Below are 20,500 nucleotides of genomic sequence, written 5' to 3'. Positions count from 1 at the left end.
TCCAGCCTCTCGGGTTCAGCCTTCCCGGGCCACCCTGGCCACCGCGGCCTCGATCGATTCCTCGCCACCGACGAGTTCGAGGACCATCCCGGCGGTCGCCGGAGTGTCCAGCAACGCGGCGAGGACGGTGGCCACGTCGTCGCGGCTGACCGACCCGCGGTCGACCCGAGGCGCGAGCCGGACCCGGCCGGTGCCCGGGTCGTCGGTGAGGCCGCCGGGACGCAGGATCGTCCAGTCCAGGTCGCGCTGGCGCAGGTCCTCCTCGGCGGCGAGTTTGGCCCGCAGATAGGCGACGAACACCTCGTCCACGCCCTCGGGGGTGACCCCGCCACGGACGGACTCCACTCCCATGGACGAGACCTGGAGGAGCCGCCGCACCCTGGCCTGCTCGGCCGCGGCGGCGAGCAGGACCGCCGCGCCCCGGTCGACGGTGTCCTTGCGGGCGACCCCGCTGCCGGGCCCGGCGCCCGCGCTGAAGATCGCGGCGTCGGAGTCGGCCAGGAGGTCCGACACCTCGTCGGCGTCGGCGTGCTCGAGGTCGAGGACGGCCGGCTGAATGCCCGCGGCCTCCAGCTCGGTGGCGTGGTCGGGGTTGCGGATGATCCCCACCACCTCGTCCCGGCGCCGCGCCAGCAGGGTCCCGAGCCGAATCCCGATCTTTCCGTGGGCACCAGCCAGTACGACGCGCATCGTCGCCGCCTCCTCGTGTGTCGCCGTACCTGCGGGTCGCGGTACTCGTCGGTCGCCGTGCTCTGGGTCGCCGCGCTCTGGGGCACCGTGCGTCAGTGCCGCGGTGAACCTGGTTGCCGTACTCGTCACTTCTCCTGCGCGCGCACCTCGGTGGCGATGTTGCTCAACGTCTCGGCCAGCCCGGCGTCGATCGCCGGGTCGTCGGTGCGCTCGGTGTGCAGGGTGACAGTGACGACGCTGGTCCGGTTGTCGGCCTCGGCGACGCTGAGCTCGCCGTGGTAGTCGCTGGGGCCGGGGCTTCCCCAGCGCAGCGTGCGCTGGTCGCGGTCGGCCTCCAGCCAGGCCTCACCGGTCACTTCCTTGCCGTCGAGGTCCGCCTCCACCTCGACCTTGTTGCCGCCCTCGGCCTGCGCGCGGGTCATCGAGTGGAAGTACCGCGGCAGGTGCGAGACGTCGGAGAGATAGTCGAACACCACGTCGGGGTCGGCGTAGACGGTGGTGCTGGCCTGGCGGGTTCCCATGTCGACCACCTGACCACGGCCCGGATGTACCCGCAACCGGCTGTCCCCCGAAACCGGAGTTTCGGGGGACAGCCGGTGCTACCGACGGGTGGTACGCGGACTCAGCTGCAGCCGCTGGTGCTGCCGCAGCCCTCGCAGACGAAGCAGCTCCCGGCCGGGCGCATCTTCGTACCGCAGGTGAAGCACAGCGGCGCGTCGGCGGTCGTGCCCTGGATCGCCTCCAGCAGCTCCGTCGAGGTGTGTGCCTCGACCGGTGCCGGCTTGGCGGCAGGGGCGGACACCGCGGCCTCAGCTGCCTCCTCCACCTGGCGGAGCGAGGATGCGTCACCGGTGTCGGAGGGCACCTCGGCCGGCTCGTAGGACCCCGTCTCGAGCTGGCGCTGGCGCTCGTCCGCGGAGTAGATCCCGAGTGCCGAGCGGTTCTCGAACGGCAGGTAGTCCAGGGCCAGCCGCCGGAAGATGTAGTCCATCATCGACTGCGCCATCCGGACGTCGGGGTCGTCGGTCATCCCGGCCGGCTCGAACCGCAGGTTGGTGAACTTCTGGACGAACGTCTCCAGCGGAACGCCGTACTGCAGTGCGATCGAGATCGCGATCGAGAACGCGTCCATCACCCCGGCCAGGGTCGACCCCTGCTTGCCGAGCTTCAGGAACACCTCGCCCAGCCCGTCGTCGGGGTAGGAGCCGGCGGTCATGTAGCCCTCGGCACCGCCCACGGTGAACGACGTGGTGCGCGACGGCCGCGACTTCGGCAGCCGCCTGCGGGTGGGCCGGTACTCCACCACCACCTGGGGAGAGGTCTCCTCCTTCTTCGCCTCGGCCTTCTTGGCCCGGGCGTCGGACAGCGGCTGGCCGACCTTGCAGTTGTCGCGGTAGATCGCGAGGGCCTTCAGACCCAGCTTCCAGCCCTGGAAGTAGATCTCCTCGACTTCCTCGACGCTCGCCGTCTCCGGCATGTTGACCGTCTTGGAGATCGCCCCGGACACGAACGGCTGCACCGCGGCCATCATGTTGACGTGGCCCATCGGGCGGATCGCCCTGGTGCCCATCGCGCAGTCGAACACCTCGTAGTGCTCGGGCTTCAGGCCCGGTGCGTCGATGACGTGGCCGTGCTCGGCGATGTACTCGACGATCGCCTCGACCTGCTCCTGCTGGTAGCCGAGGCTCGCCAGCGCGCGCGGAACGGTGTTGTTGACGATCTGCATCGACCCGCCGCCGACCAGCTTCTTGAACTTGACCAGCGCGAGGTCGGGCTCGATGCCGGTGGTGTCGCAGTCCATCGCCAGGCCGATGGTGCCGGTGGGCGCGATCACCGAGGCCTGGGCGTTGCGGTAGCCGTGCTTGCCGCCGGCCTCCAGCGCGCCCTGCCAGGCCTGCCCGGCAGCGGACAGGACCGACCGGTCGAGCTCGCCGACCGAGCGCACGGCGTCGTTGGCCGCGGCATGCTTGCGGATCACCCGCTGGTGCGGCACCGCGTTGCGGGCGTAACCGGCGTACGGGCCGACGATGCCGGCCAGCTCGGCCGAACGCTTGTAGGCGGTGCCGGTCATCAGCGAGGAGATCGCGGCCGCCATCGCCCGGCCGCCGTCGGAGTCGTAGCCGTGGCCGGTGGCCATCAGCAGCGCGCCGAGGTTGGCGTAGCCGATGCCGAGCTGGCGGTAGTCGCGGGTCGTCTGCCCGATCGCCTCGGTGGGGAAGTCGGCGAAGCAGATCGAGATGTCCATCGCGGTGATGACCAGCTCGACGGCCTTGGCGAAGTTCTGCACGTCGAACTGCCCGTCGTCCCGCAGGAACTTCAGCAGGTTGAGCGAGGCGAGGTTGCACGAGGAGTTGTCCAGGTGCATGTACTCCGAGCACGGGTTGGACGCGGTGATCCGCCCCGTCTCGGGGCAGGTGTGCCAGTCGTTGATGGTGTCGTCGTACTGCAGACCGGGGTCGGCGCAGCCCCACGCGGCCTCGGAGATCCGGCGGAACAGCTTCTTCGCGTCGACCTCGTCGATCACCTCGCCGTCCTGCCGGCCGCGCAGGCCGAACGACGTGCCGCCCTCCACCGCGCGCATGAACTCGTCGGAGACCCGCACCGAGTTGTTGGCGTTCTGGTACTGCACGGAGTGGATGTCGGCGCCGCCGAGGTCCATGTCGAACCCGGCGTCGCGCAGCGCGCGGATCTTGTTCTCCTCGCGCGCCTTTGTCTCGATGAACTCCTCGACGTCGGGGTGGTCCACGTCGAGGATGACCATCTTCGCCGCCCGGCGGGTGGCACCACCGGACTTGATCGTGCCGGCGGACGCGTCGGCGCCACGCATGAACGACACCGGACCGGAGGCGGTGCCACCGGAGGAGAGCAGCTCCCGGCTGGCCCGGATGCGGGAGAGGTTGACGCCCGCGCCGGAGCCGCCCTTGAAGATCAGCCCCTCCTCCTTGTACCAGTTCAGGATGGAGTCCATCGAATCGTCGACGGCGAGGATGAAGCACGCCGAGACCTGCTGGGGCGAGGGCGTGCCGACGTTGAACCACACCGGGCTGTTGAAGCTGAAGTACTGGTGCAGCAGCATCCAGACCAGCTCGTGCTCGAACACCTCGGCGTCGCCCGGAGTGGCGAAGTAGCCGTGCTCCTCACCGGCCGCGCGGTAGGTCTTCACCACCCGGTCGATGAGCTGCTTCAGGCTCCACTCGCGCTCGGGGGTGCCGACGGCCCCACGGAAGTACTTCGTGGTGACGATGGTGGACGCGTTGACCGACCAGAAGTCGGGGTACTCCACACCGCGCTGTTCGAAGACGGTCTCGCCGGTCTTCCAGTTCTGCTGAACGACGTCCCGGCGCTCCCAGGTCACCTCGTCGTACGGATGGGTGCCGGGGGTGGTGAAGATCCGGTTGACCTTCAGTCCCTTCGCCGCGCGACCCTTCGCGCCCCCGCGAGTGCTGGGACTGCTGACCGTCTCCGTCATGCTGGTTCTCCTTGTCCTGCTGGTCGTCTGCGCCGACCAGCTTCGTGGCCCGGGTGGGCGGCTTCCCCTCGTCCGCCCGGGCAGGTCGTGGACTTCTTTCGGGTCCTGCTTCGTGTTGGCTACGTCGTGGGCGACCACGGGGCCCGGGTGCGTCCGGGGCCCGCGGCCGGTGTCCGGCCGCTCGTCAAGAGCGGCTTGTCGTTGTCAAGGGCCGCTTGTCTAGGGCCTGGTGGGTTGCCCGCCCGGGCGTGGCTCGGGCACCGTCTCGTCGTGCTCGGCGCGTAGCACCGCGATCTCGGTCTCGAAGTCGGCCAGGGTGTCGAAGCTGCGGTAGACGCTGGCGAAGCGCATGTAGGCCACCTCGTCCAACTCCCGGAGCGGACCGAGAATGGCGAGCCCCACCTCGTGGGAGGGGATCTCCGCCGAACCGGTGGACCGGATCGCCTCCTCCACCCGCTGCGCCAACTGCGCGAGGGAGTCCTCGGTGACGGGCCGACCCTTGCACGCCTTGCGTACCCCGGTGATGACCTTCTCGCGGCTGAACGGCTCGGTGACGGCGCTGCGCTTGACCACGGCGAGCGTGACCTGCTCGACGGTGGTGAACCGGCGCTCGCAGTCCAGGCACTGGCGCCGGCGCCGGATGGCGGCGCCGTCGTCGGCGGTGCGGCTGTCGACCACCCGACTGTCAGGATGCCGGCAGAACGGGCAGTGCATCGCCTCGTGACTCCCCTCGCCGCCGGCGGGCACGACGCCCGGCCGATCTTCGTCCGACCCTCGCCGGCACCGTCTCCCCTGGGGACGAACCTGTGGATGACCTGGGGAGAACCTGTGCCTTGCGAATCACAACCTGTGGATGACTTACAGGTCTGTAACTACCACATCTAGGGGTACGCTACGTCGCTCCCGCCGGGCATGCAAGGCGCTCCGCGTGTCGCCGCACACACGTCTCGGCGTCCTTGCAGGTCAGGCTCCCGGCGCGATTCGAATACAAGCTCCCGGCTCGGCGTGTCGGCCCGGAGATGTCGCGAATGCGAGGCATGGCGGCCGGCCGCCGGAGGGCGCACGACGTACGTACCGGCGGGACGCATGGACGTACCGACGCGCGCGGGGATACCGACGCACACGGCATAACAGGCGCACACGGGGATCCAGGCGCGCATGCGGGTCCCGCCGCACACAGAGTTCGCGCGGTGGGGTTGGGGCAGGCAGGTTCAGCGCGCCTGGACGGGGACGACCAGCCGCTGGCCGACGCGCAGGTCACCTGCGCGGGACACGTCGTTGAGCCGGGCGATCTCGTCCACCGTCGCCCGCGGGTCGGCACCGGGGGTGAGCTGGGTGGCGATCCCCCACATCGTCTCCCCCGGCTCCACCGTGATCGTGGTCGTGGCCGTCGAGTCAGCGGCACCACGGGCCGCGGCGCCGAACGCACCCTGCGCCAGAAGCCCGAGAACGCCGACGAGCGCCAGCGTCGCCATGGCCGTCAGCGTGGTCAGCACCAGCCGGCCACGCCTGGTCAGGCGGAGAGTCGACGGGTCGGACCGCCCGCGGGCGGCCGGAAGCACGCACGACCGCACGCCCCGCGGTCGCGGGGGGCGTCGACGAGCCCCCGGTGCGGGGCGCACCCGCCCGGGCGCCACCTCGCTCGCACCGCCCCGAGCCGTGCACGGCGCCTCCACTCGGGCGGCCGCCTCCGTCTCCTCGTGCGGCACCCGCAGGAACGGACGGACGCCGCGCGGTCGGAGCTCTCGCGGCCGAAACTCTCGCGGCCGGGCGTCGCGGGACCGGACGTCGCCCGGGCCCACCGGCGGCGCGACCGGGCTGAGGTGCCTTTGGCCGCGGTCCGGAGCACCGCCGGCCCGACGGGACACGAAGTCCTCGAGATAGACCACCGACGCGCTGTTGCTCATCGTCCGACCTCCCACGAACACCGATTCACTTCTGTCACGCCTTCGCCGTCCACCACGCCGCCGGCGGCGGCTTCCGCTGCACACATCCGCGCCACCACTTCCGCTTCGGCGCTCGAACGACTGTTCGACCTTCTTACTGATGGATTTCTACACCAGCCCACCGACAAGCACCAGAGTTCGCTCGAAAACACGTTCGACGCAGACGCCCGGAAGCTCCGTTACCCGGCATTTCGGGACTCCGGTAAATCAATCGCGACACGCGTCGAACAGATGTTTGAAAGTGCTCTGACCAGGCTCTAGGCTCACTTCCGAGGGCCGGCAGAGTCGCGGCCCGACATCTGTGGAAGGAGACAGCCGCTATGCCCAAGCGGAAAAACACGGCGACGGAGTCCCCTACGGCGAACGTCCGGGAGCTGCCCGACGGGCCGCCCGACGCGACCGGACTCACTCCACGCCAGCGACGCATCCTCGAAGTCATCCGAGATTCGGTGGAGACCCGCGGATATCCCCCGGCGATGCGTGAGATCGGTGAGCTGGTGGGCCTCACGTCCTCCTCGTCGGTGGCACACCAGCTCAGAGTCCTGGAGAGCAAGGGCTTCATCCGCCGCGACCCCAACCGGCCCCGGGCGCTCGAGGTGCTCGCACCGTCCGCGTCCACCCGGCGGGCGTCCCTGTCGGGGGTGCCGGCCTACGACGAGACCGACAGCGGTGAGGACCGCCCGGCGCCGGCATTCGTGCCCGTGGTGGGCCGGATCGCGGCCGGTGGCCCGATCCTGGCCGAGCAGTCGGTCGAGGAGATCATGCCGCTGCCGCGCCAGCTCGTCGGCGAGGGTGAGCTCTTCCTGCTTCGCGTCCGGGGTGACTCCATGGTGGAGGCGGCCATCTGCGACGGCGACTGGGTGGTCGTCCGTCAGCAGCCCGAGGCGGAGTCGGGCGAGATCGTCTCGGCGATGATCGACGGCGAGGCGACCGTCAAGACGTATCGGCCCCGTGACGGAAAGGTGTGGCTGGTGCCGCACAATCCCGCGTACGAGCCCATCCCTGGAGACGACGCCGTCATCCTCGGTAAGGTCGTCGCGGTCCTACGTCGGGTCTGAGCAGGCTGCGACGCTCGTCACAGGAGTTATCACCGGGAGCGACATGTCCGACCCAGCGGCGGAGACCGGCACCACGACCGGATCCAATCAGGCACCCGTCAACGCGAGTGTCGCGGAATCCGGACGGCCCGGACCCCCGCCGAAGGAGCCGCTGGACCCCAATGCCGGGAAGAGTCTCACCATCGAGGTGGACGGGACGCGATGGGCACGCGTCCCGATCCAGACCGCTCTGTTCGGTCGAGGTGACCCGGTGGCGGACAAGCTCAGCGACTACGTCGTCAAGACGGTCCGGCTGGCCGAGGACGACAGCAGGTTCGAGGGCGCCTTCGACGAGCCGTGGTACGTCGTGGTGAGCGAGAAGATCGTGGCGATCTCCCAGGGCCGGTCCTACTTCACCTGGGAGATCAACCCGACCCCGGCGGCCCGGGTGCTGTCGAAGTGGGTGCAGCGCACACCGCACGGCATCGGACTCGGCAGCCCGTGGACCATGCAGCTGGCCATCAAGGAGGCCGGCCTGCCACGCATCGTGGTCGCGGCCGGGGCGAGCGTCGTGGGCAAGGCGCTGGGCCGGCGAGGCTGGTTCTACCGGGTCGCCGGTCACCGGGTCAACGCGATCGACGGGCCCACGCCCTACTCCGCGTTCCCGTCGAACGTCTCCGCGAAGCTGCCGCCGAAGGCCCCCGACAAGATGGCCGCCGAGATCACCGCGACGCTTCGCAAGGTGCTCCCGTCCGGTCCGGCCGGCACGCTCGGCGGCACCGTGGTGATCGACTCCAACGACCTGGGGCGGGACGTCCTGGGACACGACACCAGCCGGCCGATCGAGTTCTTCGCCGAACTCTTCCGCGACAACCCGTTCGGCCAGGGCCGGCAGCAGACACCTGTCGCGGTGTGCGTCCACCGTCCCTGACCGGGCCGTGACTCGGCGACACCAGGTCGACACCCATCCGGCCCGGCCGCTGTCTCACTCCTCGCGGGCCGACCGCAGTCGGCGCAGCGCACCGAGCGCGACGTCGCGGTCTCCGGTGAACCACATCGGCGGCAGCGACGCGCGCAGGTAGTTGCCGTATCGCGCGGTGACCAGCCGCGGGTCGAGCACCGCCACCACGCCACGGTCGGTCGACCTGCGGATGAGCCGGCCGACCCCCTGCGCGAGCAGGAGTGCGGCGTGAGTGGCGGCCACGGACATGAAGCCGTTTCCTCCCGCCTCGTCGACCGCGCGCTGACGCGCCGAGGTCAGCGGGTCGTCCGGGCGCGGGAACGGAATCCTGTCGATGATCACGAGCTGACAGGCGTCACCCGGCACATCGAGGCCCTGCCACAGCGACAGCGTCCCGAACAACGACGTGTCCGGCTCGGCCGCGAACCTCCGGTGCAGCTCACTCAGCTGCCCCTCGCCCTGACAGAGCACCTCGACTCCCAGCCGGTCCCGCACCGCCGCGGCCGCCTCCTCCGCCGCCCGGCGGGACGAGAACAACCCCAACGTCGCGCCGCCGGCCGCCTCGACCAGCTCGCTCACCTCGTCCAGGACCCGCGGGGAGATCCCGCCCCGGCCGGGTGGAGCCAACCTGCGGGCGACGTAGAGGATCGCCTGCCGCTCGTAGTCGAACGGCGAACCGACATCCAGACCCCGCCATGGCAGCGGCTCAACGATGTCCTTGCCGCCCTCGCTCGCCGATCCGCCGTCCTGGTCGCCGGTCCGATCGGTCGCCGGCTCCCCGCCCGTCTCACTCCCGCCACGTCCCTTCCGGCCGGCCCCGTCCTCACCGTCCGGGATCCGGTCGACCGGACGCAGACCCACCGACCGGGCGGCGGAGTCGAAGTCCCCGCCCAGCTTCAGCGTCGCCGAGGTGAGGACGCAGGTCCGCTCGGAGAGCAACTTCTCCCGCAGCAGCCCCGCCACCGACAGCGGCGCGACCCGTAGCTCCGGACCACCCCGCTCACGTTCGGCCACCCACACCACGTCGTACGGCGACAACCCGCTGACGCGCTCGGCGACGTCGCGGATCTGCTCGACGTAGGAACGCGCCTGCCGGCGACCCGACTCGGCGTCGGAGTCCTTCTTCTCGCTGGGAAAGGCCGACCAGGCCGCGCGCGCGGAGTCACGGACCAGCGCGACCGCGGCGGTGAGCTCGGAGCTGGGGGTCTCCACCCTGCCCAGCGGGGCGGACGCCAGCGCCGAGCGCAGCGCCTCCCCCGCGTCCTCCAGCGGATCGGCCTCACCGCCCTCACAGAACGGCGTCGCCCGCCGGGCAGCGCGTTCGATCATGCCCGGGGAGAGCTCGGCCGAGGCGGTCCCGGTCACCCGGGCCGCGAGTTCGTGCGCCTCGTCGATGATCACCACGTCGTAGTCCGGCAGCACCGAGATGTTCTCCAGCGCGTCGATCGCGAGGAGCGCGTGGTTGGTGACGATGACGTCGGCCCCGTGAGCGCGCTCACGGGCGCGCTCGGCGAAGCACTCGGCGCCGTACGGGCACCGCTGCGCGCCCAGGCACTCCCGGGAGGACACCGCGACCTGTGCCCAGGCGCGGTCCTGGTGGGTGGGCGCGGCGTCCCGGTCCCCGTCGCCGCCGGTCTGCGCCTGCTTCGCCGCCCACGACCGAAGCTCCAGCACCTGCCGGCCGAGCGGACCGCTCGGCACGCGTTCCAGCAGTGCGCCCTGCTCGTCGGGCACACCGTCGCGGACGCGGTGCAGGCAGGCGTAGTTGTGACGTCCCTTGAGGATGGCGTACGACGGATGGCGTTCGAGCCGCTTCTCGATCGCCTCCGCGAGCTGCGGAAGGTCGCGCCCGACCAGCTGGGACTGCAATGCGAGAGTGGCGGTGGCCACCACGACGGGACGCCTGCCGCCCCCGGGGTTCAGGAACGCCGGTATGAGGTAGGCGAGGGACTTCCCGGTGCCGGTACCCGCCTGAACCACCAGGTGCTCGCCGGTGGAGATCGCCCGGGCGACCGCATCGGCCATCACCAGCTGGCCGGGACGCTCCATGCCGGCGAGCGCGTCGACGGCGTCGTGGAGCAACTCTCGCACGCGGTGGTCGGGACGTTGCTGGTCGGCGGAACCCCGCGCTGCGTCGGCCATCCCGCGAGGCTATACCGGCATGGTCCGGACCGAACCGACGGCACCGCACGGCCGGGACCAGGCCCGACATGCCACCGTCCGGCCCAACATGTCGCCGCCCGGCCCACAATGCCACGGCCCGGGCACGCGCCTACCGGTCTGCCGGATGTCCCCAGGATGTGGTGGGATCGCAGCATGACCTACGACGCCGTACCGCTCATCCCCCGCGCGGTCCTGTTCGGGAACCCGACCTACGCGAGCCCCACGGTCTCCCCCGACGGCACGCTGCTCGGCTTCCTCGCTCCCGAGGACGGCGTACTGAACGTCTGGGTCGGCCCGGTCGACCGTCCGCAGGAGGCGACGCCGCTCACCCACGACCGCGGCCAGGGCATCCGGGTCTTCGGCTTCTGCCACGACGACCGGACCTTGTTCTACCTCCAGGACGCCGACGGCGACGAGAACTGGCGGCTGCACCTGCTCGACCTCACCGACGGCCGCGAGCGGTGCGTCACGCCGTACGACAACGTCCAGGTCCGGGTGCTCGGCCACAACCGCTGGCATCCGACGACGATGCTGCTCGGCATCAACAAGGACCGGCCCGAACTGCACGACGTCTACGAGCTCGACCTGGAAAGCGGCGAGCTGCACAAGCGGATCGAGAACCCCGGCTTCGTGGGCTGGCTGGCCGACACCGATCTGGAGGTACGTGGCGCGGCCTCGGTCACCGAGGACGGCGGCGCGATCTACTACCTCACGGACGAGGCCAGCGACTTCCACCCCTGGCTGGAAGTGTCCGCCGAGGACAGCAACACCACCAGCCCGCTGGGCTTCTCCCGCGACGGCCGCACTCTCTACCTCGTGTCGTCGGTGGGGGTCAACGCCGCCCGGCTGGTCGAGGTCGACCTGGCCGCGGCCGAGCGGGAGGCTGTGCAGGGCGACGGACAGGGCGACGGACAGGGCGACGGGCAAGGGAACGGACAGTCGGCGGGGGGCAGCACGCAGAAGGTGCTCGCCGGCGACGACGCCTACGACGTCGGCGGGGTCGAGTTCGACCCGCGGACCAGGGCGCCGCAGGCGGTGATCTTCGACAAGGACCGCGAGGTCTGGGAGTACATCGACAAGGACTTCGGCCAGGCGGTGGAAGAGGTGCGCTCCGCGCTGGGGCTGGACGGCGAGCTCGGGATCACCCGCTCCGAACGCACCGAACGCACCTGGCTGGTGTCGTTGATGCCCTCCGACGGCCCGGTGCGCTACTACCTGTACGACCGGCCGACGAAGAGCCTGAAGTTCCTGTTCTCCCACAAGCCGGACCTCGCCGGCTACCCGCTGGCCCCGATGGAGCCGTTCGCGTTCACCGCCCGGGACGGGCTGGAGATCCACGGCTACCTGACGTTCCCACCCGAGGTCCCCCACCGCGACCTTCCGGCGCTGCTCAACGTCCACGGCGGGCCGTGGGCCCGCGACAGCTGGGGCTACAACGCCGAGGCGCAGTGGCTGGCCAACCGCGGCTACGTCAGCGTGGAGATCAACTACCGGGGCTCCACCGGCTACGGCAAGGCGTTCGGCAACGCCGGTGACAAGCAGTGGGGCCGGTCGATGCACACCGACCTGCTGGACGCCGTCGAGCACCTCGTGGGCCAGGGCCTCGTCGACCGCGACCGGGTGGGCATCATGGGCGGCTCCTACGGCGGCTACGCCGCACTTGCCGGCGCGGCGTTCACCCCGGAGGCGTTCCGCTGCGCGGTCGACCTGTGCGGGCCGTCCAACCTGCTCACCCTACTCAGCTCCATCCCGCCGTACTGGAAACCGCTGGTGGCGATGATGTACGCCAAGGTGGGTGACCCGGAGACCGAGAAGGACATGCTCTGGGAACGCTCCCCGCTGTCCCGCGTCGACGACATCGCCATCCCGGTCCTGGTCGCGCAGGGCGCCAACGACCCGCGGGTGAAGCAGGCCGAGGCCGAGCAGATCGTGGAGGCGCTGAAGGCGAAGGGGCTTCCGCACGAGTACCTCCTGTTCCCCGACGAGGGGCATGGCCTCGCCCGGCCGGAGAACCGCGAGATCTACTACGCCACGGCCGAGCGCTTCCTGGCCGAGCACCTCGGCGGGCGCACGGAGTCCTGACAGGGGCCGCGGCACACGCAACCCGGCAGCCGGGGTCGGCCGGTTACCCGACCGGCAACCTGGGCCTGGGACAGGCCCTAGCCGAGCGTCTGGACCAGGCCGACCACGATCGACACGACCCCGCCTGCCGCCGCGACCAGCGCCGCGATCGTGAACGCCCGTTGCCGGGAGTGCGACCTGGCGAGCAGCTCGGCCTCGGTCCGCGTACTGACGATCGAGGGGTCGGTGACCGCGAGCTCGCCGCTCTCGTCGTTGGCCTCGCCGAGAACGTAGACCAGGCGGCCCGGGCGCAGGACCCACTCCTCGTACTGATATCCGTCGGTGCCCGAGTCACCGGTCGGGATGCTCATGCGGAACTTCCCGAGTTGGAGGGTGGCCGTCTCGTTCCCGCCGGTGTCCCGCTCGAAGCGGTCGAGCACCTTCTGTGCTCCGTCGACCAGGACGTCGGCCGGGTACACGGTGACCACCCCGCTCGGGTCCCGCACGAGGAAGGACTGGCCGGAGGAGTGCTTGGACATGACCTCGGTACGGGTGACCCGCCGGGTGCCCCCCTTGCTGTCCCGCCGGGTCTCCCAGTACTTCCTGGTCACCACGTGCCGGTGCCACACGCAGTCGACGTTCGCGAGCTCGGACTTCAGCGGCCCGGCCTCACCGGCGCACAGCTGCCCGGTCACCTCGACCCGGTGGCGGAAGACGCCCGGACCGGCGGCCTGCACGGCGGCCTGCTGCAGGGCACCCAGCTCCTGTGCGCTCAGCGTCTCGGTGGTGATCATGGCGTGCTGCCTGGCCCGCGCGGCTCGCGCGAAGTACGCGCACACGATCCCGACGACCAGGACGACGACGCCCACGACGATCATTCGACTCCCCCGTGCGTTCCGCGAAACCCGGCTGATCCTAGTGTCCGACCGGATCACAGGGATACCGCTGGACGCGCGGGCATGCAGGCGGGGCGCGGGGATGAGAAGCTGCTGAGAATCAGGGACGTCCACCTGGCGCCCTTGCGGCGATCAGGCATGGTGGGGATATGGCCTTCGAGACCTCCCGGTGGTCCGACCGGCGCGGATCCGGTCGGACGCCCGACCCTGGTGTCACGGGTCTGAAGGCGCTCATCGGGCTGATCGCCCTGATGTGGGTGAGCGAGATCGCCGACCTGCTGCTCGGCCATCACCTGGACGCCTACGGCATCCAGGCGCGCGAGTCGGAGGGGCTGCTCGGCATCGCGTTCGCACCGTTCCTGCACGCGGGCTTCGGCCACCTGATCTCCAACACCATCCCGCTGCTGATGCTGGGAGCGATCATCGCGGTCGCCGGCGCCGCCCGGCTCCTTCTGGTCACCGGCCTGATCGCGCTGGTCAGCGGCTTGGGGACCTGGCTGACGTCGCCGCCGGGCTCGGTGACGATCGGCGCGAGCGGGGTGGTGTTCGGCTACGCGTCCTACCTCATCGCCCGCGGCGTGTTCAGCCGCAGCCTCGGGCAGCTGCTGATCGGCCTCGTGGTCATCCTGGTGTGGGGCGGTGCGTTGCTGGGCGGCCTGCTGCCCCAGGCCGGCATCTCCTGGCAGGGGCATCTCTTCGGCGCCATCGGCGGTGTGCTCACCGCCGGCCTGCTCAGCGACGGCCGGCGTGGGCCGCCGACCGTCGCGAGCTACCGCGGCTGAGGAGAGTCAGGCGGTGGCGAAGCCGTCCAGAGACGCCGCCAGTCCCGGGTCGACCCGGGCGCGCAACCGGGTGCCGTCGGCGGTGTGCTCGACCTCGATCACCTCGCCGTGCTCGTGCACCTTCGCCACCAGGTCACCTCGGGCGTAGGGGACGAGCGCACTCACCTCGACCTCCGGATGGGGCAGCGCGGCACCGATCATGTCCAGCAGCTCGGGCACGCCCGCCCCGGTACGGGCGGAGACCACCACGGACCGAGGCACCAGCGTCTGCAACCTGGCCAGCTCGATCGGGTCGGCCAGGTCGGCCTTGTTGATCGCCACGATCTCCGGCAGATCACCCGCCCCGGCCTCCGCCAGCACCTCGCGTACGGCGCTGATCTGGCCCTCGGGGTCGGCGTGCGCCCCGTCCACGACGTGCACGACGAGGTCGGACTCGGCGACCTCCTCCAGCGTCGACCGGAACGCCTCCACCAGCTGGTGCGGCAGGTGCCGGACGAAGCCGACCGTGTCGGTCAGGGTGAACAACCGCCCGTCGGGCGAGGTGGCCCGCCGGGTCGTCGGGTCCAGCGTGGCGAACAACGCGTCCTCGACCAGTACGCCAGCACCGGTGAGCCGGTTGAGCAGCGAGGACTTGCCGGCGTTGGTGTAACCGGCGATCGCGACGGAGGGTACGGCGTTGCGGCGCCGCTGCTGCCGCTTGGTGCTGCGGCCGGTCTTCATGCCCTCGATGTCGCGCCGGAGCTTGGCCATCCGGGTGCGGATACGGCGCCGGTCGAGCTCGATCTTCGTCTCACCGGGACCGCGTACACCGACACCGCCGCTGGCGCCGCCGGCACGACCACCGGCCTGGCGGGAGAGGTTGCCACCCCAGCCACGCAGGCGGGGAAGGAAGTAGGACAGCTGGGCCAGCTCGACCTGCGCCTTGCCCTCACGGCTCTTCGCGTGCTGGGCGAAGATGTCGAGGATCAGCGCGGTGCGGTCGATGACCTTGACCTTGACCCGCTCCTCCAGGTTGCGCAGCTGGGCGGGGCTCAGCTCACCGTCGCAGATCACGGTGTCCGCGCCGGTGGCGATCACCTCCTCGCGCAGCTCCTCGACCTTTCCGCGCCCGATGTAGGTCGCCTGGTCGGGTCGGCTGCGCCGCTGGATCAGCCCTTCCAGCACCTCCGCGCCCGCCGTCTCCGACAGGAGCTTCAGCTCGAGCAGGGAGTTTTCCGCGTCGGCGATGCTGCCACCGGTCCACACCCCGACGAGGACCACGCGCTCCAGCTGGAGGCGGCGGTACTCGACCTCGGTGATGTCGGTGAGCTGGGTGGAGAATCCGGCCACCCGCCGGAGGGCCTGCCGGTCTGCCAGGTCCATGTCGCCTGTCGCGGGGTCGTCCACCGGGAACTCCCGGTCGACCACGGTGAGGCGCAGTTCGGCGTCGTCTGCCGAGTCGTCCGCCGGTGCCGTCTGTGCCGTCGATGACGTCATGGCCGGACGGTCGGCGTCGGTGTGATCTTCGCGTCGTAGTGTCATACAACTCCAGTCAACGCCACGGGTCGGCCGTAGCTTCCCCAATCGTGGCACCTCGTAGGCCGTCGTGCATCCGGATATGTCGCGGCTGTGTCGATTCCGGTCTCACGGATCCGCCCGGATCGAGAAGTCCACGCCCAGCTGCTCCAGCGCGAGGTGACCGAAACCAGCCCAACCGGGCCGACCCGGGCCGCTTCGGTGGCACCGACGCGGACGTGCTCCCTAGAGTCCGGACGAGACACCGCCGGACAGGTCGCGGACATCGCAGACACTACCGGCAGTTCGCCGACCGTCGCCGACAGTGCGAACGGAACGAACCGGAAGGAAGCCTGGTGACCTCGCCCGAGCACAGCCCCGAACCCCTCGCCGCCCCGCCCTGGCAGGCCCCCGGAAGCGGGGGAACTCGGATCACCAGGGTTCGGACCATTCTCACCGCCCCGGAGAACATCACCCTCGTCGTGGTGAAGATCGAGACCTCCGACCCCGGGCTCTACGGCCTGGGCTGCGCGACGTTCACCCAGCGTGCCCGCGCGGTCGCCGAAGCGGTCGACTCCTACCTCGCTCCCCAGCTGGTCGGCCGCGATCCCGCCGACGTCACCGACATCGCCAACTCGCTGTTCCTGAGTTCGTACTGGCGGTCGGGCCCGGTCCTCAACAACGCGCTGTCCGGCGTCGACATGGCGCTGTGGGACCTGAAGGGCAAGCAGGCCGGGCTGCCCGTCTGGCAGCTGCTGGGCGGCCGGTGCCGCAGCGCCGTTCCCGTCTACGGGCACGCCTCGGGCCGGGACGCGGAGGAGGTGGAGGACGGCGTACATGCGTTCGCGGAGGACGGCTACAGGTACGTCCGCTGCCAGGTCGCGGTGCCCGGCGCGCTCACCTACGGCGTGTCCGGGGCGCCCGGCGCTCCCGACCGCGGACCGGTCGGCTCGGGCACCGGATCGACCAGGGCCGCACTGGTGCCGGACGCCTGGGATCCGGACTCCTACCTGCGGGTCGTACCGGAGCTGTTCGCCCACCTGCGCGACAAGCTGGGCGAGAGCGTCCACCTGCTGCACGACGTGCACGAACGGCTGAACCCGACGCAGGCGGTCCGGCTCGCCAAGGCGCTGGAGCCGTACGGGTTGTTCTTCCTGGAGGACCTGCTGGCGCCGGAGGACCTCGGCTGGCTGCCGACGGTGCGCGCCCAGGCCGCCACGCCCCTGGCGATCGGTGAGTTGTTCACCAATCCGGCGGAGTACGTGCCGTTGGTACGGGACCGGCTGATCGACTTCGTGCGCTGCCACATCTCCGCGATCGGCGGGCTGACGCCGGCCTGGCGCCTCGCCAACGCCGCGGAGCTGTTCGGGATCCGGACGGCCTGGCACGGACCGGGCGACGTCTCCCCCGTGGGGCACGCGGCCAACCTCGCCCTCGACCTCGCCGCGCCGAACTTCGGCATCCAGGAACAGCACGTGTTCAGTGAGACCGCGGCGGAGGTGTTCCCCGGTTGCCCGCAGGTGCGGGACGGTCACCTGTGGCCGAGCGACACACCGGGGCTCGGCGTCGACCTGGACGAGGAGCTCGCGGCGAAGTTCCCGCCGGTGGAGCCGCTGGTCAGGGACGCCTGGACGCGGACCCGGCTGCCCGACGGCACCGTGCAGCGTCCGTGACGGCCGAACTCACGGCCGAAACCGTGACCGGCCACTGACGACCGAACGCTGGGGAAGAAGCCGCGGAGCTCTTCCTCAGCGTTCGTGGTAGCTGGCGGAGCGGAGGAGGACGGCCGTCCGGGCGATCGCGGACCTCCGGGCGAAGGCAGACGCCTGGCGGGCCCGCACCTGCCGCAGGACGGCCCGACGCCGCTGCGCACGCAGCAGGTCCTCGCCGTCTGGGGGGCTGGTGGTGTCCATGCCCCGACCGTATCCCGGACCACCGACACACCGCCTGAGTCACAGGTCGGGCGTCGACTCCGTCTTCGGGAGGAGAAGAAGCCCGCGGATACTCAGGGGATGACCCAGGCCGACCCTGGCGCCGGCACTCAGGGCCGCTGCCGAAACCCTGCACTCGGGCAGGAACTCGGGCGGCCGTTCCGGCATCGATCGGGGGCGGGCCACTCCGGTGGCACCGCTCAGCCGAGCGCGAGGTCCAGCTCGCCGCGGGCAGTGAGAACGGCCGGGCCGGTCATCTCCACCGAGCCGTCGGGAAGCAGAGCGATCGAGAGAGTACCGCCGGGAACGTCCACGCGGTACGAGGCGGGGGCGGTCACGCCGTCAGCACGGGCCATGCTTGCCGCCACCGCACACGCACCGGTGCCGCAGGATCGGGTCTCGCCCACGCCGCGTTCGTGCACGCGCATCGCCGCGTGCCGGTCGCCCAGGCGTACGGCGAACTCCGCGTTCACTCCCTTGGGGAACACCTCGGCCGGGGTCCACACCGGCGGGTCCAGCAGGGCGCCCGGGTCGGCGAGGTCGTCGACCATCGCCACCGCGTGCGGGTTGCCCATGTCGACCGCCACCGCGTCCCACGTACGCCCGCCGGCCGACATCACCAGGCCGGTGGACTCGGGGAAGCCGGGCACACCCATCCCGACCGTGAGCTGTCCGTCGGCCTCGAACCGGACCGGCCGCAGGCCGGCCCTGGTCGCGACCGGCACCTCGCCGGCGCCGTCGACCAGGCCGCGGGTGCGCAGGAAGTGGGCGAACACGCGGACGCCGTTCCCGCACATCTCGCCCACCGAGCCGTCGGCGTTGCGGAAGTCCATGAACCAGTCGGCCGTGCCGGCGAAGGCCCGGCCGTCCTCGATCGCGTCGGTGCGCACGACCCGCAGGACACCGTCGGCGCCGACCCCGCGCCGCCGGTCACACAGCTGACGGATCGCCGCGGCGTCCAGGTCGGGGTGGAGGGTGCCGTCGGGGTCGAGGACGAGCAGGAAGTCGTTCTCCGTGCCGTGCCCCTTGACCCAGGCCACCGTGGACGTGCTCACCCGCGGACGTTCCTTCCTCTGCACCTGTGACTGTGCGCCTGTGACGGCGTACCGACTGCGCCTGCCGTCTGCCCGGCCCAACCCCTCGGCGGGCCGGGCAGACGTACGTCGGTCCCAGGCTACGGGGTCGTCCGGGTCACCGTGGCGCCGGAACGTGTCCGTGGTGGTGTCCGCCCGTGGGCAGGACGACCATCGCCGAGCCGCCGCCGCGGCGGGTGGGCTCGGCCACAGCCTCGACCGCGCCCCGCTGCCCGAACTGCAGGGCCGTCTCGGCGCCGATCTCCGGCACGGACTTGAACGTGTGCCCCTTGGCGGTCAGGGCCTTCCCCTCCGCGGAGGCGAGGAATGCCGGTTCGGCCTCGAGTGCGGTGTTTCGTGACGACGCGCGCGGTGCGGCCACCGCGTCCGGCAGGCTCATCCCCAGCTCGTAGCGGTTGACCAGGGTCTGCAGGACGGTGGTGATGATCGTCGCGCCGCCCGGGCTGCCCAGCGCGAGTACCGGCTGCCCGTTCTCGATCACGATGGTGGGCGACATCGACGAGCGGGGGCGCTTGCCCGGGCCGGGCAGGTTGGGGTCGGGCGCGTCGCCCTGGGTGGGCTCGAAGTTGAAGTCGGTCAGCTCGTTGTTCAGCAGGAAGCCGCGACCGGGCACGACCATGCCCGAGCCGCCGGTCTGCTCGATGGTGAGCGTGTACGACACGACGTTGCCCCACCGGTCGGACGCGGTGAGGTGGGTTGTGGACGGCCCCTCGTGCTGGTCGGCCGGCGCCACCGCGGCCTTCGCGCCGCAGCCCGCGGCGTATTCGCCGTCGGGCACGCCCGGTGCGACCGGCTTCTTCAGTACGGCGTCGGGCCTGATCTCGCAGGCGCGCTCGTCGGCGAAGCCCTGGGACAGCAGCGCCGGCAGCGGCACGTCGACCTGGTCGCGGTCGCCGACGTAGCGGTTGCGGTCGGCGAAGGCGAGCGCGGACGCCTCGAGGTAGGTGTGCAGCACTCCCACCTTGTCCTGGTGGCCGGGGTTCGCGGCCTCGATGATGTTCAGCGCCTCACCGACGGTCGAGCCGCCCGAGGACGGCGGGCCCATGCCGAACACGTCCATGCCGCGGTAGCCGACCTTGGTCGGTGCGCGCAGGGGCGCGTCGTAGGCGGCCAGGTCGCCGGTGGTCATGGCGCCGGGACGCACGACCCGGTCGGCGTCGGCGGTGACCGGCGGGTGCTGCACGGTCCGCGCGATGTCGGCGCCGAGCTCACCGTCGTACAACGGCTTCATGCCCTCGTGGGCCAGCATGCGGTAGGTGTGCGCGAGGTCGCGGTTGCGGAACACCGAGCCGACCACGGGCGGCGCGCCGTCGGGGAGGTAGAGCTTCCGGGTGGAGGTGAAGTCGTCGAAGACGTCGGCGTTCTCCTGGATCTGGGAGCGGAACGTGCCGTCGACCACGAACCCCCGCGAGGCCACCCTCGTGGCCGGCGCCAGCGCCTGCCGCAGCGACCAGGTGCCCCACTTGTCCAGGGCGCGGTCCCACGTCGCGGGCGTGCCCGGCACCCCGACCGACAGGCCGCTCACCCGGGCGTCCTGGAACGACAACGGCTTGCCCGTCTCCGGGTCGACGAACAGCTTGTCGGTGGCACTTGCCGGCGCGGTCTCGCGGCCGTCGATGGTGTGCACCTTGCCCGACTTCGCGTCGTAGAAGACGAAGAATCCACCGCCGCCGAGACCCGCGGAGAAGGGTTCGGTGACGCCGAGGGTGGCGGCCGCGGCGACAGCGGCGTCGACCGCGTTGCCGCCCCGGCGGAGGACGTCGATGCCCGCCCGCGTCGCGTCCGGGTCGACGGTCGCGACACCACCGCCGTAACCACGGGCAACCGGCGTCTTGGCCGGTTCGTTCCTCGGCTGGTGACCACGCGGCGGATCGGCGGCCGCGACCGGCCCCAGCGCCGCGGTGGCGACGAGCGCCCCCACCGCGGTGACGACGACGGATCGACGCATCGACTGCTCCCTTCTCGGCGACTCGGCG

Annotated in this window: 16 protein-coding genes; 5 read left to right on the top strand and 11 right to left on the bottom strand. The window is 71.1% G+C overall.

The window, feature by feature from the left end; all coding sequences use genetic code 11:
• Positions 1–15 precede the first annotated feature (15 nt).
• From FHR37_RS06365 to FHR37_RS06345, 5 genes are all read right to left on the bottom strand, one after another.
• On the bottom strand, positions 16–690 hold the full coding sequence (locus tag FHR37_RS06365) for an SDR family oxidoreductase (protein ID WP_092883036.1): 675 nt from the start codon (positions 688–690) through the stop codon (positions 16–18).
• Between the two features lie 125 nt (positions 691–815).
• Positions 816–1,211, bottom strand: a complete 396-nt coding sequence (locus FHR37_RS06360; RefSeq protein ID WP_139238909.1) for an SRPBCC family protein — start codon at positions 1,209–1,211, stop codon at positions 816–818.
• Between the two features lie 101 nt (positions 1,212–1,312).
• A complete protein-coding gene (locus FHR37_RS06355; RefSeq protein ID WP_092883038.1) occupies positions 1,313–4,159 on the bottom strand; it encodes a vitamin B12-dependent ribonucleotide reductase in 2,847 nt (948 codons plus the stop codon).
• A gap of 219 nt (positions 4,160–4,378) precedes the next feature.
• Positions 4,379–4,873, bottom strand: coding sequence for a transcriptional regulator NrdR (nrdR, locus tag FHR37_RS06350; protein WP_092883219.1), 495 nt, complete (start codon positions 4,871–4,873; stop codon positions 4,379–4,381).
• Between the two features lie 497 nt (positions 4,874–5,370).
• Positions 5,371–6,066, bottom strand: coding sequence for a LysM peptidoglycan-binding domain-containing protein (locus FHR37_RS06345; protein WP_092883039.1), 696 nt, complete (start codon positions 6,064–6,066; stop codon positions 5,371–5,373).
• A gap of 359 nt (positions 6,067–6,425) precedes the next feature.
• Between FHR37_RS06345 and lexA the strand changes: the two genes are divergently transcribed.
• A complete protein-coding gene (gene lexA / locus FHR37_RS06340; RefSeq protein ID WP_092883040.1) occupies positions 6,426–7,163 on the top strand; it encodes a transcriptional repressor LexA in 738 nt (245 codons plus the stop codon).
• 43 nt (positions 7,164–7,206) lie between these two features.
• Complete coding sequence (locus FHR37_RS06335) at positions 7,207–8,073, top strand: hypothetical protein (RefSeq protein ID WP_092883041.1); 867 nt, start codon at positions 7,207–7,209, stop codon at positions 8,071–8,073.
• A gap of 54 nt (positions 8,074–8,127) precedes the next feature.
• Here the strand turns inward: FHR37_RS06335 and FHR37_RS06330 are convergent, their stop codons facing one another.
• Positions 8,128–10,245, bottom strand: coding sequence for an ATP-dependent DNA helicase (locus tag FHR37_RS06330; protein ID WP_092883042.1), 2,118 nt, complete (start codon positions 10,243–10,245; stop codon positions 8,128–8,130).
• Between the two features lie 174 nt (positions 10,246–10,419).
• On the opposite strand from FHR37_RS06330, the gene FHR37_RS06325 reads away from it, so the two are divergent.
• Complete coding sequence (locus FHR37_RS06325) at positions 10,420–12,348, top strand: S9 family peptidase (protein WP_092883043.1); 1,929 nt, start codon at positions 10,420–10,422, stop codon at positions 12,346–12,348.
• Positions 12,349–12,425: 77 nt separating this feature from the next.
• On the opposite strand, the gene FHR37_RS06320 is transcribed toward FHR37_RS06325, so the two are convergent.
• On the bottom strand, positions 12,426–13,205 hold the full coding sequence (locus tag FHR37_RS06320) for a GIDE domain-containing protein (protein WP_092883044.1): 780 nt from the start codon (positions 13,203–13,205) through the stop codon (positions 12,426–12,428).
• 167 nt (positions 13,206–13,372) lie between these two features.
• On the opposite strand from FHR37_RS06320, the gene FHR37_RS06315 reads away from it, so the two are divergent.
• Complete coding sequence (locus tag FHR37_RS06315) at positions 13,373–14,005, top strand: rhomboid family intramembrane serine protease (RefSeq protein ID WP_092883045.1); 633 nt, start codon at positions 13,373–13,375, stop codon at positions 14,003–14,005.
• 6 nt (positions 14,006–14,011) lie between these two features.
• Here FHR37_RS06315 and hflX read toward each other — a convergent pair whose 3' ends face one another.
• The gene (gene hflX, locus FHR37_RS06310) at positions 14,012–15,481 is read right to left on the bottom strand and encodes a GTPase HflX (RefSeq protein ID WP_092883046.1); all 1,470 of its coding nucleotides are present in this window, start codon (positions 15,479–15,481) and stop codon (positions 14,012–14,014) included.
• A 374-nt stretch (positions 15,482–15,855) separates the two neighbouring features.
• Here hflX and FHR37_RS06305 point away from each other — a divergent pair, with 374 nt between their 5' ends.
• Entirely contained in the window at positions 15,856–17,172 is a 1,317-nt protein-coding gene (locus FHR37_RS06305; protein ID WP_092883047.1) for an enolase C-terminal domain-like protein, read from the top strand.
• A gap of 75 nt (positions 17,173–17,247) precedes the next feature.
• On the opposite strand, the gene FHR37_RS06300 is transcribed toward FHR37_RS06305, so the two are convergent.
• The 3 genes from FHR37_RS06300 to ggt all read right to left on the bottom strand — a co-directional run bounded on the left by FHR37_RS06300 (position 17,248) and on the right by ggt (position 20,472).
• Positions 17,248–17,412, bottom strand: a complete 165-nt coding sequence (locus FHR37_RS06300) for a hypothetical protein (RefSeq protein ID WP_175542466.1) — start codon at positions 17,410–17,412, stop codon at positions 17,248–17,250.
• Positions 17,413–17,630: 218 nt separating this feature from the next.
• Positions 17,631–18,485: a diaminopimelate epimerase gene (gene dapF / locus FHR37_RS06295; protein ID WP_092883048.1), complete on the bottom strand. Its 855-nt coding sequence runs from the start codon at positions 18,483–18,485 to the stop codon at positions 17,631–17,633.
• A gap of 136 nt (positions 18,486–18,621) precedes the next feature.
• Positions 18,622–20,472, bottom strand: a complete 1,851-nt coding sequence (gene ggt / locus FHR37_RS06290) for a gamma-glutamyltransferase (RefSeq protein ID WP_092883049.1) — start codon at positions 20,470–20,472, stop codon at positions 18,622–18,624.
• Positions 20,473–20,500: the final 28 nt, after the last annotated feature.

This window comes from Actinopolymorpha cephalotaxi, from assembly GCF_013408535.1.
Lineage (GTDB): Bacteria > Actinomycetota > Actinomycetes > Propionibacteriales > Actinopolymorphaceae > Actinopolymorpha > Actinopolymorpha cephalotaxi.
This window is presented reverse-complemented; position numbering and strand designations above follow the sequence as displayed.